The sequence below is a fragment of the Pseudomonas sp. Wu6 genome (genome assembly GCF_019891515.1).
In the GTDB taxonomy this organism is placed as follows: domain Bacteria; phylum Pseudomonadota; class Gammaproteobacteria; order Pseudomonadales; family Pseudomonadaceae; genus Aquipseudomonas; species Aquipseudomonas orientalis_A.
In genome coordinates this window covers 46,651-59,811 of sequence record NZ_JAFLXH010000021.1, presented here as the reverse complement: position 1 = coordinate 59,811, position 13,161 = coordinate 46,651, and the positions used below count along the sequence as shown (strand labels likewise).

General features: G+C 60.3%; 15 protein-coding genes. 6 read left to right on the top strand and 9 right to left on the bottom strand.

From position 1 onward, the window contains the following. Positions 1 to 98: 98 nt before the first annotated feature. The 3 genes from J1G34_RS15915 to J1G34_RS15905 form a co-directional block, all read right to left on the bottom strand. Positions 99 to 1,271, bottom strand: coding sequence for a sensor histidine kinase (locus J1G34_RS15915; protein WP_222994320.1), 1,173 nt, complete (start codon positions 1,269 to 1,271; stop codon positions 99 to 101). A gap of 147 nt (positions 1,272 to 1,418) precedes the next feature. Beyond that, the gene (locus tag J1G34_RS15910) at positions 1,419 to 1,727 is read right to left on the bottom strand and encodes a PepSY domain-containing protein (protein WP_065887745.1); all 309 of its coding nucleotides are present in this window, start codon (positions 1,725 to 1,727) and stop codon (positions 1,419 to 1,421) included. 91 nt (positions 1,728 to 1,818) lie between these two features. Beyond that, positions 1,819 to 2,970 (bottom strand): glycerophosphodiester phosphodiesterase family protein, encoded by a 1,152-nt coding sequence (locus J1G34_RS15905; protein ID WP_065887746.1) that lies wholly within the window; start codon positions 2,968 to 2,970, stop codon positions 1,819 to 1,821. Positions 2,971 to 3,202: 232 nt separating this feature from the next. Between J1G34_RS15905 and J1G34_RS15900 the strand changes: the two genes are divergently transcribed. Continuing rightward, positions 3,203 to 3,526, top strand: coding sequence for a DUF2025 family protein (locus J1G34_RS15900; protein WP_065895009.1), 324 nt, complete (start codon positions 3,203 to 3,205; stop codon positions 3,524 to 3,526). A 45-nt stretch (positions 3,527 to 3,571) separates the two neighbouring features. Here J1G34_RS15900 and J1G34_RS15895 read toward each other — a convergent pair whose 3' ends face one another. Both J1G34_RS15895 and J1G34_RS15890 read right to left on the bottom strand, forming a co-directional pair. Beyond that, positions 3,572 to 3,892 (bottom strand): antibiotic biosynthesis monooxygenase family protein, encoded by a 321-nt coding sequence (locus J1G34_RS15895; protein ID WP_122462613.1) that lies wholly within the window; start codon positions 3,890 to 3,892, stop codon positions 3,572 to 3,574. Then, complete coding sequence (locus tag J1G34_RS15890; RefSeq protein WP_222994319.1) at positions 3,889 to 4,596, bottom strand: CTP synthase C-terminal region-related (seleno)protein; 708 nt, start codon at positions 4,594 to 4,596, stop codon at positions 3,889 to 3,891. Before J1G34_RS15890 ends, J1G34_RS15895 begins: the two co-directional genes overlap by 4 nt. Positions 4,597 to 4,676: 80 nt before the next feature. On the opposite strand from J1G34_RS15890, the gene J1G34_RS15885 reads away from it, so the two are divergent. Beyond that, positions 4,677 to 5,561 carry a LysR family transcriptional regulator gene (locus tag J1G34_RS15885; protein ID WP_222994318.1) on the top strand — a complete coding sequence of 295 codons (885 nt, stop codon included), beginning with the start codon at positions 4,677 to 4,679 and terminating at the stop codon, positions 5,559 to 5,561. Here J1G34_RS15885 and J1G34_RS15880 read toward each other — a convergent pair. The 3 genes from J1G34_RS15880 to J1G34_RS15870 form a co-directional block, all read right to left on the bottom strand. Beyond that, a complete protein-coding gene (locus J1G34_RS15880) occupies positions 5,558 to 6,076 on the bottom strand; it encodes a DUF1003 domain-containing protein (protein WP_065895005.1) in 519 nt (172 codons plus the stop codon). The two genes, J1G34_RS15885 and J1G34_RS15880, sit on opposite strands and share 4 nt — an antisense overlap. A gap of 74 nt (positions 6,077 to 6,150) precedes the next feature. Then, positions 6,151 to 7,470: a methyl-accepting chemotaxis protein gene (locus J1G34_RS15875; RefSeq protein ID WP_065895139.1), complete on the bottom strand. Its 1,320-nt coding sequence runs from the start codon at positions 7,468 to 7,470 to the stop codon at positions 6,151 to 6,153. Positions 7,471 to 7,753: 283 nt separating this feature from the next. Further along, the gene (locus J1G34_RS15870) at positions 7,754 to 8,374 is read right to left on the bottom strand and encodes a TetR/AcrR family transcriptional regulator (protein ID WP_065936215.1); all 621 of its coding nucleotides are present in this window, start codon (positions 8,372 to 8,374) and stop codon (positions 7,754 to 7,756) included. 121 nt (positions 8,375 to 8,495) lie between these two features. Here J1G34_RS15870 and J1G34_RS15865 point away from each other — a divergent pair, with 121 nt between their 5' ends. The 4 genes from J1G34_RS15865 (at position 8,496) to J1G34_RS15850 (ending at position 12,745) form a co-directional block, all read left to right on the top strand. Next, on the top strand, positions 8,496 to 9,554 hold the full coding sequence (locus J1G34_RS15865; RefSeq protein ID WP_065896442.1) for an MBL fold metallo-hydrolase: 1,059 nt from the start codon (positions 8,496 to 8,498) through the stop codon (positions 9,552 to 9,554). Positions 9,555 to 9,662: 108 nt separating this feature from the next. Then, on the top strand, positions 9,663 to 10,400 hold the full coding sequence (locus J1G34_RS15860) for a hypothetical protein (RefSeq protein WP_177430137.1): 738 nt from the start codon (positions 9,663 to 9,665) through the stop codon (positions 10,398 to 10,400). A gap of 199 nt (positions 10,401 to 10,599) precedes the next feature. Beyond that, positions 10,600 to 12,051, top strand: a complete 1,452-nt coding sequence (locus J1G34_RS15855) for an amidase family protein (protein ID WP_122462628.1) — start codon at positions 10,600 to 10,602, stop codon at positions 12,049 to 12,051. Positions 12,052 to 12,187: 136 nt separating this feature from the next. After that, on the top strand, positions 12,188 to 12,745 hold the full coding sequence (locus J1G34_RS15850) for an AAA family ATPase (protein WP_065895001.1): 558 nt from the start codon (positions 12,188 to 12,190) through the stop codon (positions 12,743 to 12,745). Here J1G34_RS15850 and J1G34_RS15845 read toward each other — a convergent pair. Further along, positions 12,675 to 13,055 (bottom strand): helix-turn-helix domain-containing protein, encoded by a 381-nt coding sequence (locus J1G34_RS15845; RefSeq protein ID WP_083203185.1) that lies wholly within the window; start codon positions 13,053 to 13,055, stop codon positions 12,675 to 12,677. The genes J1G34_RS15850 and J1G34_RS15845 overlap by 71 nt on opposite strands. Between the last annotated feature and the right edge of the window lie 106 nt (positions 13,056 to 13,161).

Below are 13,161 nucleotides of genomic sequence, written 5' to 3'. Positions count from 1 at the left end.
ACAGGTCGCGTGGCCCATCATTACAGACAAATCTGACGTTTTTATGACGGCTTACCCAGGCGCGGGCGTTGTTCAGGGTGGCGCGACTGGATGCTGGCTCACGCCACTGGCAGGCGGAAGGTGAACACCGTGCCCTGCAGTTCACTGCTGCAAACGCTCAGTTCGCCGCCATGGGCGTCGGCAATCTGTTTGACGATATACAGTCCCAGGCCAAGGCCGGCCTGCGGGCCTTCGGTGGCGGGGCGTGCGTAGGGTTCAAACAGCCTCGGCAGCGCCTGCCGGTTGATCTGCCCGGCGTTTTTCACCACCAGTTCGAAGTGCGCCTGTTCAACTGTCGCACTCACTTCGATGGGACCGTCAGGGGCACCGTGGCTGACAGCATTGGCCACCAGATTAGACAGCAATTGTGCCAATCGGTCACGGTCACCCCTGATGCCTTCGACCATTCCGATCTGCGCACGGATGTCACGCTCGGGATGCACAATCTGCAATTCCGCCACCACCTGCTGCAGGGCGGTTTGCAAGTCTTCGCAGTTGCCCAACTGCAATGGAATACCGCCGCCCAGCCGCCCGCGCGCAAAATCCAGAACATCTTCTACCAACTGCGCTGCACGGCGCCCGCTGGCCAGGATATGGCGCACGATGTCGTCCGTAGCAGGGTGGGGGTGCTTACGCAGCAGGCGTTCGGCGCCAACGTTGATGGCGAACAGCGGGTTGCGCAGATCGTGACCCAGTACCGCGATGAATTGTTCGCGCAGCTGCGCCGTGTTGCGTTCTTCGCGCAGGGTGTCTTCGGTGCTCTGCTGGTTTTCCTCGGCTTCGATTTGCAGCGATAAGACCCGTGCGAACGATTCCATGGTGGACTGGATGGTGCTGCTGCGCAGCTGCGCGGGGTTCGGATCGAGGGCGCAGATGGTGCCGAAAAAACTGCCGTTGGTACGGAACACGGGGACTGAGATGTAGCTTTCGAACCTGTACATCAGTGGGGTGTGATGTGTCCGGTACAGCGGGTCTTCACTGGCATTGTCGATCACCACGGACACATGGGAGCCGCGGATTTCATGGCAAATGGTGGTGGTCAGGTCCAGTTCGCCCCCCACGTCCAGGCCGAAGGCCAGTTGGTCGAGCACGGCGCAGGCGGTCCAGGTGTTGTCGGTCACTCGGGCGACGGCGACAAAGCGCAGGCCGGTCATGTCACTGATGACGCGAAGCATCGCGGGCACGGCACTGATTCGGCCGATGGTGGCGATGTCGGCGGTTTTCTGCCCCATGGACGTTCTCATATTGGCGATGACGGCAGCGTAGTGCTCGGTCGATGTCGCTGAGTTTAACGACCTTGCATGGTGTAGGGCGAATTTGATCTTTGGCAGGGCAAAAAAAGCGCCACCCGAAGGTGGCGCGTTTTTTTTGGATTGAACTCAGGTATCGAGTTTGTCTTCCAGCACAGCGCCGGTCTTGGCGTCGAGCTTCACTTCGTAGTTCTTGCCGGCGGTGTCGGTCAGGTCAACTTCATAGACCAGTACGCCGCTGTTGTTGTGGTCCAACTCGGTGTCGTTGATCGTTGCGCCAGCGTGTTTGGCCACGGCCGCAGCGTTCAGTTTTTCGAATGGCATCACGGCACCGGACTTGAGCAGGCCTTCAATCTGGTCCGGACGAATATCCGCCTGGGCCAGGCCCGCAGTCAGTGTCAGGGCAGTGGCGGCGAACAAAGCGGTCAGGGTTTTCATGGTGTGTGTCCTTCTGGTTGAGCTGTTTAAGTGGCGCCAGATTAACCGGCGCAACTTAACTCATCCTTAATGGCTCACTGACACCAACGCCTCAGTATTTATGATCGCTCAACAGGTCCTGCACGCTGGACGACGGCCAGCGCTTGTAGAACTTCAACAGTTCGGCGGCACGGTTGGTGAAGATGCCATCGACGCCGGCCTTCATCACCTTGTCGAAGTCGACCGGCTCGTCGACGGTGTAAACGTGCACCAACAGGCCCTTGTCGTGGGTCAGCTTGTTCATCTCAGGCTTGACCAGGTCGGTGTAGCTCTGGTCGCCATGGTCGGTCAGCTCTGCCGAAGGGCCGGTGCCGATGGCGCCGAGGCTTTTGGCCTGGTCGACCCATTTTTCGAATTCGGCCGCGTCTTTCGGTTCCTGCTTGGCGTAATAGGCGGCTTTGGTCGCCTCGCCGGATTCGGCGAACGTCACCTTGGACTTGGGTTCGATACTGCCTTCACCGACCCACAACAGCAGGATCTTCGGCGTGTTGGGCATTTCTTTTTGCAGTTCTTTCAGGCTGGCCACCTCAAAGGTTTGCAGCACCACACGGCCCTTGCCCTGGCCGACGCCGGTGTTGCTCTTGCCCAGCTTGGAGCCGGCGGAGCTCAACCAGCCCTTGTCGAGCAACTTGTTTTTCAGGTCGGCTTCGATGCCTGGGAATTGCTTGGGCTCCTTGGTCTCGATGTACAGGCCCGGCTTATGTTGCGGATTGCCTTCGGCGATCTTGATGATGTCATCCAGGCTCTGGATTTTCAGGCCGACGAAACCCGGGCGTGCACGGTCCGGGTAGGCGGCGTTGAACCAGCTGCCGGCGTCCAGGCTTTGCAGTTCTTTCCAGGTGAATTCGTTGGCCGGTGCGTCTTTGCGCTCGGGGAACTTGGTCGCCACGTCGGTGGTGCGCTGCAGGTTGTTGTCGTGCAGGGCGAACAATACGCCGTCCTTGCTGCGCTGCAGGTCCAGTTCCAGGTAGTCGGCGCCCAGGTCGCGCGCGACCTTGTAAGCGGCGGCGGTGGACTCGGGGGCGTCATAGGACGCGCCACGGTGGGCGATCACCGCAGGGTAGGGGATGCCTTCGTTTGTCGCCAATTCAGCCGGGCTGATCGGGTCGGCAGCCTGTGCGGGAGCAAGGCCGAGCATCAGCGCCAGCAGCACGGCACTCCCTATCGTGGTGCGCACCAGGCCGTTGGTTAACGTGACAGGCATATGGGAAGTCCTTTCGTGGAGGTAACTTTGAGAAGGCGTCCTTTTTAACAATTGATTGCGAAAGGCGCTATCACCAAACCGACATTAACCTGCGCGCGGACCAACTTTTAGGGTTTTTCTGTGATGTATTGCAGTACTCTTGGCCGCAACTGCCCCGTCAGAGGGCGGTATTTTTTGCCACGCGTGTAAACCATCTTTCCAGTCCCTGTGGGACTTTTCAGTGAGGTTTACCATGCGCATCACTTCCGAGCTTATCTGCCAGGCCGCCGACCAACTCCACGGTTTTGTTGGCCTGAATCGCAAGACTGGCCAGTACATCGTGCGTTTCAGCGAAGATGCCTTCGGCATGGACGTGGCCGATGACGGCATCATTCCCACCGCCGAGTTCGTCTGGGTCCCGGCTGCCGACCACAGCATGATCCTGTCACGCGCGCGCATTCAGTTACTGCTGGAGCAGAATATCGACGACCGGCTCAACATCAGCGAACCGTTGCGGGTGTATATGCGCCGGGTCGAGATTCCGCAGATCAGTGCGTTGCGTAGCCTGGTCAGCTAGACCTGCACCTGTGTGCAGGTCAACCTGGGGGAGCGGGCCTGGGGCTCACGTCGGGAATGCGTAGTCGCGTTCTACTTTGCATACGCGAGTTTGAAACGCGGTGTACCAGAGGGAACGCCCTTGCTCCCGCACCTGTCGATGCTCGGCCTGCTGTTTCCAGGCCAGGATCGCCGCTTCGCTGCTCCAGTAGGACACGGTGATGCCCAAACCCTCTTCCCGCGCCGACTCCACGCCGAGGAATCCCGGCTGTTCACGCGCCAGTTCCAGCATGCGCGTGGCGGCCTGACCGTAGCCCTGGTCGCCCTCGGTGCGCAGTGAGGTGAAAATCACCGCGTAGTAAGGTGGCGTCGGTGTCTTGGCGATCATGCCGAGGCCTCCCGGCACGCCTTGAGCAGGGCTATCGCCAGCGGCGGCGTGGTGCCTTTGAGGGCGGCGCGTTCGGGCTGGAACAGGGTGGCGACGAAAAATGGATGGCCCAGCAGCTCTATCGCGCGAAGCTCGCCAGCCGCGTCATGGCCGCCGGGGATCAACGCCCCGTCGAGCAGTGCGTGAGCGAACTGCGGATTGATACCGTAGCTGCAACGATAACCTTCGTGGATATCCAGGCTGCCGTAGGCTTGGGCGATACGCGTATTGGCTAGCAGGCGCACGGTGTCGCTGGCTTCCACCAGCGCACAGCTCAATGGCGTAATGACCGCGCGTTCGGCGTCCGGTACCAACTCGCCGTGTTCGGCATTCGCCCATCCCAGCACGTTGCGGGCATATTCGAGTACCACGTGCTGAAAACCACCGCAGGTGCCGAGGAAAGGTCGCCGCTGTTCGCGGGCAAAGCGGATGGCTCGCAGCGCGCCGTCGGTATCGCGGTAAGGACTGGCAGGCACGCACCAGAAGCCGTCAAACCCGTGCAGCGATGCCGTGGAGGTGAGGGTGTCGGTGCCGAGCCAGTGCAGGTTGATGTCAAGCTTCAGGGCTTGGGCCGCTTGTTGCAGCGCTACCGGGATGGCCTGGTGCGCAATCACGTCGGGGTTGTAATCGCCGATCAGAGCGAGGTGCAGCGGGGTGTCGTTCATCGTGTGCATCCCATGGCTTGTGGTGTCCTGGTGGGCACTATAGATTGGCGCTCACGCAATCGATATTGGCGTTTTCCCACATGGTCAATGCAGCCACGCACTATCAGCTCGACTATAACGACCTGTCGCTGGTCCTCGCTCTGGTGCGTGGCGGCACGCTGGCGCGGGCGGCGGGGTTGCTGCGCGTGGATGTGTCCACGGTGTTCCGCGCGGTACGGCGCCTGGAGGCAGCCCTGGGCCAACCGCTGTTTGAAAAAAGCCGCGCCGGCTATCTGCCCACCAGTTTGGCCAACCACTTGGCGCAACAGGCCGAGCGCGCAGAGCTTGCCCTGGAGGCTGCACGCATCGGTGTGGAGCAGGGCGGTGAAGTGATCAGCGGCACGGTGCGCCTGACCTGTTCCGACTCGGTGCTGCAAGGTCTGCTGCTACCCGCCCTGGCCAGCTTCATGGCGGACTATCCCGCGTTGATCCTGGAGCTGAGCACCTCCAACGATTTCGCCAACCTCAGCCGCCGCGATGCGGATATCGCGCTGCGCCTGACCAGGAACCCGCCGGAGCATCTTGTCGGACGTTGCCTGGGCACGGTGACGTATCAGGTGTGCGCCAGTGCCGACTATGCCCGTCGGCATACAGGCCATGAACTCGCCGACCTGACCTGGATCGCGCCGGATGACTTCTTGCCCGACCACCCCACCGTGGCCTGGCGCCGTGAGCATCTGCCGGGCGTGCGTCCCGGTTATCGCTGCAACAGCATGCAGTCGGTGACGGAATTGGTACGCGCCGGGCTTGGGGTGGCGGCGTTGCCGGATTTCCTGATCGACGATGGCTTGCAACGGCTGGGCCCCGCTTTGGCAGGACATGACACGGCGCTGTGGCTGTTGACGCGCCCTGATTGCCGGGCGTTGCGTTCGGTGGTGACGCTGTTTGATGAGCTGGGACGACACGTGCGCTGGCTGCGCCGTTAGGTTTTGCGCACAAAGTGCTCATGCATTTCACTGGTCAGGGTTTCGATACGCTCGGTCAGCTGTTTGGTCATTTGCGTCAACCGCGTGTTCTGCTCCAACAGTTCCAGCAGCTGTTGGGTGGTCTGTTCCGCCTGGGCCTGGCGTGCGGTATTGGCGGTGGCCAGGGCTTCGCGGTGCTGCGCGTCGGCGTCGGACTGGGCTTTGTCGCGCGCCGCCTGGCGCGTCTGGGCCAGCAGGATCAGCGGCGCGGCATACGCCGATTGCAGACTGAAGGCCAGGTTGAGCAGGATGAAGGGGTAGACGTCGAAGTGGGTGATGCCGGTCGCGTTCAGCACCACCCACAGCACCACAATGGCGGTTTGCGCGCCAAGGAACGTTGGGGTGCCAAAGAAGCGCGCGAAGGCTTCGGCCTTGAGGGCAAAGGTATCGTTGCCAAAGGTCGGCGCCAGGTGAGCGTGGTGGCGATGGAAGCGCAGGTGGTCGACAGGGATCGGGTCGGGTTTATCTGAGGTCATGGCAGGCTCGAGTCGAGGGCGTAAGGCTTACGCACTATAGACCGAGCCTCCCGGCCAGGCACATGAAGAAGCCGTCAGCGATTGCCCCGCTCGTTGGCGAACGCGCTCACCGCCTGCACGGCCTCGCTGGTGCCTTCACGAATCTGCAGGATCACCGTACCGGCCTGGTTGGCCAGCTCCACGCCCTGGGCCGCACGGTCGCGGGTGGCGTCCATGCTGTCGATGGCCTGGCGGGTTTCGTCCTGGATCATGGCGATCATGCCGGAAATTTCCATTGTGGAGCCGCTGGTACGCGCCGCCAATTGGCGGACCTCATCGGCGACCACGGCAAAGCCACGGCCTTGCTCGCCCGCACGGGCGGCTTCGATGGCGGCGTTGAGGGCCAGCAGGTTGGTCTGGTCGGCGATCCCGCGAATGGTGTTGACGATGGTGGTGATCTGTTGCGAGCGCTCGCCCAGCTTGGCGATCAGTTGCGAGGAAGCGTCAATATCCACGGCGATTTCGCGCATGCCGGTGGCGGTTTTCTGAATCACGTCGGCGCCTTTTTCGGCCATGTCCTGGGTATTGAGCGACAGGTGATACGCCTGCGCAGCGCTTTGCGCGTCAGCGGCATGCTGTTGCACACGGGCGGTGACGTCCGACGCAAACTTCACCACCTTGCACAGACGCCCGCTGGCGTCGTACACCGGGTTGTAGTTGGCTTCGAGCCACAGCGTGTTGCCGTGTTTGTCCACGCGCTCGAACTGGCCGTTGAACAGTTCACCCTGGTTCAGACGTTTCCAGAATTCGCTGTAGGCGGCGCTGCCGGCCAGCTCTGGTGTGCAGAACAGGCGGTGATGCTTGCCCTGGATCTGCGCGAGGCTGTAGCCCATGCGCTGCAGGAAGTTCGCATTGGCGGTGATGATGGTGCCATCGAGGTTGAACTCGATCATCGCCATGGCGCGGTCGATGGCCTGCAGCTTGGCGTTGGCTTCACTTTCGGCCTGCAGGCGTGGGGTGACGTCCATCGCGTATTTCACCACTTTGATCACGCGGCCGGTTTCATCCTTTACCGGGTTGTAACTGGCTTCCAGCCACACCGATTGGCCATTGGCGCCCACTCGCTCAACGGTGCCCGACTCGAATTGGCCGTTGCGTAGATGCGTCCACAGCTGGTTGTACTCTGCGCTGCGGGCGAACGCCGGTGTGCAGAACAGGCGGTGGGGTTGGCCCAGGATCTGTTCGGCGCGATAGCCCATGGTCTTGAGGAAATTGTCATTGGCGCGCAGCACCGTGCCCTGCGTGTCGAATTCGATGACCGCCATGGAGCGCTCGATCGCGTCCAGCAGGCTGGCTTGTTGGGCATTGGTGTGTTGCAAGGCGGTGATGGTTTTTTTGTAAGCATTGAATAGCATGGTCGGAAGCTCGAGCAGGCATGCGTATGAGGATTCCATGTTGATGCGCCTGACCCCGTAGGGCATCTGGGCCTCACGGTTGACTTGCTCATTGCCAGCTTCCTTGTGCTGACAGAGGGGTGGAACAACGGGTTCAGAGTGATCGGCCGGCCGAGAAGTTCGCCGCTTTGGGGGCGTATTTCATGACCATGCGACCAATGGCGGCATTATGCTATCGCGGCAGGCTGGCGGAATAAAATTCAGACGAAGCGTTGTAAGACGACTCAGGCCGGACGGCGTACCGTCAGCGGTGAGCATTGACCTCATAACCTGCCAGGAACAGATCGATTGCCGATTCGATCACATGGGCCTGGGACGCTGCATCGAGGGTAGGTTGGCCAAGGGTAATCTGCGGCCAGAATGCGAAGGCCTTGAGCAGGCTTTGTACCTGGTGGGCGGCGAACGCCGGGTCGTCGCCACTCAGCCGGCCGTCTTCCTGGGCGGCGCGTATCCACAGGGTAAAGCCTTCTTCACGGGCGCTCAGGCGGTTGACCATGTCCTGGGCACGTGCCGGCGAATGAATGGTGGCCGCAATGGCCACGCGCGCCAGGTCGAGGAAGTTGGTATCCGACATCATCTTCATTTTCGCTTCCAGCAACTGGCGCAATTGATCGCGCAAGGGTTGGTCGCGGCTGTAGGCCACATCCAGTTGCGCGGCGCTGCTGGCCCACAATTTGTGCATGATTTCGGCAAACAGCTCTTCTTTACTGGGGAAGTGGTTGTACACCGTACGCTTGGAAACCCCGGCAGTGGCGGCGATCTTGTCCATGCTGGTGACCTCGAAGCCATTGGCGCGAAATTCGGCAATGGCCGCCGTCACGATAGCTTCGCGTTTACGGTCGGTGAGGCGTGGGGAGGCATTCATGGAGGGCGTTCGGCTCGAAGATGAAGTTACACTCGGTAGTTTACTTGTTCAGGATTTTGTTGCAATGTAGAAACTACACTGTGCAGTGTAATTCATAAGCAGACGTAGGAGTCACTGTGTAATGGGCACCCTTTCAACCCGTCTCGATCCCGCACCCACTGCGCGCAAGCCTGCCGAGCGGGAGCAGGGGCATTTTCATAACGATGCGCCGGTGCCGCACGGTGGCTTTGGCAAGACCTTGCGTATCTTTTGGAACATGTTGTTCAACAAACCGCGTACTACACGGCCTGTGGGCAATATCCCGGTACAGCGCCTGACCCGCGAACACCTGATGGCAGCCCCTGACCACAGTGTGTTCCGCCTGGGCCATTCAACCGTGTTGCTGAAAATGCGCGGTAAGTTCTGGATCACTGACCCGGTATTCGCCGAGCGCGCTTCGCCGTTCAGTTGGGCCGGCCCCAAGCGTTTCCACCAGCCGCCTATCAGCCTTGAAGAGTTGCCGCCGTTGGAGGCGGTGATCCTGTCCCACAATCACTACGACCACCTTGACCGCGCGGCGGTCGTGCAACTGGCCGACAAGACGCGCTACTTCCTGGCGCCTTTGGGCGTGGGAGACACGCTGGTCAAATGGGGTGTGGATGCCGACAAAGTGCGGCAACTGGACTGGTGGCAGGGCACCGAGGTCGATGGCATTCGTTTTGTTGCCACGCCGGCGCAGCATTTTTCCGGGCGTGGCCTGTTTGATGGCAACCAGACCCTGTGGTGTTCCTGGGTGATGATCGATGACGCGCGGCGGATTTTTTTCAGCGGCGACACGGGGTATTTCGACGGTTTCAAGCGGATCGGCGAGCAATACGGACCGTTTGACCTGACCCTCATGGAGACCGGGGCCTACAACGTCGACTGGCCTCACGTGCATATGCAGCCGGAGCAGACATTGCAGGCGCATATCGACCTCAAGGGCCGTTGGCTGCTACCGATTCACAACGGTACGTTCGACCTGGCGTTCCACGCCTGGCACGAGCCGTTCGACCGCATCATGGCGCTGGCCTGGGAACGCAATGTGTCGATCACTACCCCGGCCATGGGCCAGGCTTTCAGGCTCAGCCAGCCCGAGCGAGGGCATGCGTGGTGGCTGGAAGTAGAGCGTCATGATGCAAAAGAACACGCTGCGGGCTAATTGACGAGCGTGTGGAAAAAGGTATTTTCAGGGTGTTTCAACGCTGCGACAAACGTCGGAAGGGAGTGCGATGATCCCTCGGAAATTTAATTTCGGGGAGACGTTGTCATGAGCGACGATTGCAAGAAACTATGGCGATTGGGCATACCCTGCTTCTCGGCGGCGTCGCACGCCGTTGAGCAGGGGAGCGTTGATCCTGGCTCTTCCAGCACCACGGCGGCGCGTACCGATAACGCCAACCCCGGTGCTATCGTCTTCGGTGCCGCACGCGCTGAGGGCGCGGTGCTCATACCCGGCTACAACGCTTTGGCGCCCATGATCAAACCCCCGCGCGACCCGGCCTTATCACTGATCGCCATCAGTGGTGTCGACCCCACTGAGCCTGTGATGGTTGAAGTCCCCCTGGTGCAAAACAACAGTGCTTCGCGTGCATCCCTGGTACTGGAGGGGTGGCGTATCGGTTATGCCAGCCGCTATGTACGCGGTGGTCATATCGAACCTGCCGACCACAGTGCGACCCTGCAGCGAGCGTTCGTCATCCTGCGCCAAGCGGGCGTGCAGTTGGTGGCAGTGGACGCGCAGTGTACGAGCGACCCGCTTGAATCCGGCACGGCCATTGATGAGCTTGCGACCCGCCATCGTCTGGATGCCTTGATATCAGACGAGCAAAGCCAGGCGTTTCATGCCGCCTGCAGAAGCGGCTACCCCAGTGGTTGCCAGGCACTGGAAGACGGGGCCAGGCTCTGGTTTTATGGTGCTCGCTGGGCAAGTGAGCGGGTGAGGGTTGTGCTGCGAACTTATGCTCAGTTGATATCACCCCGCGTACCTACAGCGGCTATGGAATGATCATACCGGGCGGTAGGATTAGCCTGTACAGCGCTGCCGGAATGACCTCTTAGACTGCTGTCGGGTTATCGCAAGATAACCCTCATTCAGTCACTTACAGGGGTATTTCATGATCGGACCCGTTTCGGCAGGTGGGTGGGCGTCAGGCCTGTTGCAAGAACTTTCAAATCCGCCGCAGGGCTTCAAAGGCGCCTGTCAAATGGCAGGGGAGATGGCCAGCCAGGGCGGGGTCACCTCAGAGTCGCTGGTGAAGGACTCATTCAGACAAATCGCTAATATTGACCGTGGCCTGCAGGGCGGTAACGCGTTTGTAGAAACCAACCCGGATGCCCTCAACGACGCCAGGGCTCGCGATCTGGAACGTAAAAGAGGCCATGTGCGCGGGTATTTGCACGGCGTTCCCATTGCCCTCAAGGACGTGTTCGAAACCAGGGACCGTATGCAAACAAGCGGTGGTTCCAGGGCTTTGGTGGGAAAGGCGGCGACTAAAAATGCCAAGGTTGTGGACAACTTGCTGGGGGCGGGGGTGGTGGTTGTCGGTAAAACCAACATGAGCGAACTGGCCAACTTCCGCTCTGAAATGCCCGTGGATGGCTGGAGTTCGCGAGGCGGCCAAACGCTGAACCCACATCGCCTGGGCGGGGTGGTAGCAGGGTCGAGTTCAGGCTCCGCCGTGGCAGTTGCCCAGGGGCATGTCCCGCTGGCGTTGGGGGTGGAAACCAGCGGATCGGTCATTACGCCAGCGGCTTATAACGGCGTGTTTGGCTTGAAAACCTCCGTAGGCTTGCTGAGCAATGAAGGTGTCATGACCAGTTCACGCATGGATACGATTGGCACATTCACCCGCAATGTCTGCGACGCGGCAGAAGCGCTCAACGCCATGGCCGAGACCCGTGTGTACACCGAAGGCCTGCGCTCCGATGCGTTGAAGGGCAAGCGCATCGGCTACACGCCGGTGCCTGAATTGTCCGAAGAGGATGCAAAGGACCCCGCGAAGCGCGCCGACAGCAAGCATTACGCAGAGGCGCTTGAGGTGCTGCGGTCTCAAGGTGCGATCCTGGTGCCCGTCGGCACCCTCGAGGAGGGCGTCGAAGAGCAAACCTACAGCGATTACAACGAAGCGTTGTTTTCAGACGTCAAGCATCACTTGGAAGAGTATCTCGCCGGACGCGAAGGCTTGCCGGTCAAATCGATTAGCGATCTGATTGCATTCAATCAGCGTACCCAGCAACCGGGTGAGCCTGATCACAAGCTGCTTGAGATTATCAATGGCCTGGAAACGACTCAGGACCAGCGCGATGAGCTGTGGGAGAGCGTCCTCCCTCTTTTTCAGAAAACCATCGATGATCCGATGAAAGAGCACAAGCTCGACGCCATGGTGTCGAATTTCCTCTCGAACAATTATTTTTTCACCGCAGCGGCAGGCTACCCCGGAATGTCCGTTCCGTCCGGCATGGATGACGAAGGTATGCCAACTGCACTTTACCTTTACGGGGCGGCCAACAGCGAGGCGACATTACTGTCGGCTGCCTACGTTTATGAGCAAGCCACACAGGCGATCAAAGAACCGGCATTCCTTCCCGGCACTCCGTTTACGCCGGCACCCGTAGCGGCAGATAGCGCCGCTGAGGTACCTGCAGGCAACGTCTGAATGTGATCCAACCTCTGCCCGATGGCATACGGCAGAGGTTGTTCCTGTGCGGCCAATCGACAAATAATGCATAGGGCTGCGCCACTGCTGGCCCGATGTCGGCGTGGCTTGAACTCAATGTCATGGAGAGAAAACCATGGCCTGTAGAATTCACATCCTTGGCGCTGCAGGCGCCGGTACGTCCACCTTGGGCAAGGCGTTGGCCGACTGCCTGAATGTGGCCTTTTTCGACTCGGACTTCTATTACTGGCAGCAAACCCCGGAGCCGTTCTCTGCTGCCCGACCCAAAGGTGAGCGCATCCGCCTGCTGCAGGAACACACCGCACGCCATGAAGGTTGGGTGTTATCCGGCTCGCTATGCGGATGGGGGGATACCATGATCCCGCTGTTCACCCACGTGGTCTTTCTGCGCCTGGACCCCGACGTCCGCCTGCATCGCCTGCGCGTGCGAGAACAGCAGCGCTACGGCGACCAGATACTCGAAGGCGGCAGCCGCCATGCAAACAGCGCGGCATTTCTTGACTGGGCCGCGCGTTACGACGACGGCAACCACAGCCTGCGCAGTTTGCGTCGGCATGAAAGCTGGTTGAAACCACTGAGTTGCCCGGTGATCCGGCTGGACTCTACACGCCATTCGGTTGAGGCGTTGTTGACTCAATTGATGCAGTGGGTGAGCCCAGCAACCGGGAGATAATGCCAGGTGTGGCAGGCTCGGCCGATACGACGTCGAACCGGCGTTTGCTCATTCCCCATCCGGGTGCAAACCCCGGGAAAAACACCAGCCCTTGGGCCTCCAGGCAAAACGCCAGGGCCAGTCGAGTTTCATCCTCGACATCGCCATGGCTCTCCAGTTGTTGAACGGCCTGCACCGCCACGCCAGCCTGGCGGGCCAGTTCTTCGCGGCTCCAGCCCAACATGACACGGGCCTGGGCGCTGTGTTTGGCGGTGAATTGATGAAGGACGATCTGCTGTTCTACGAAAGAGCTCATTGCCAGAGAGGACATGGGGATTTCTCCAGGTTCGACAGGGGAGGCACAACTATACTGTGTTTTTATACAGTTGTTCCTACCGCTCATCAACTCAGGGCAATGGCTGGCGTTCCAGCTTGCG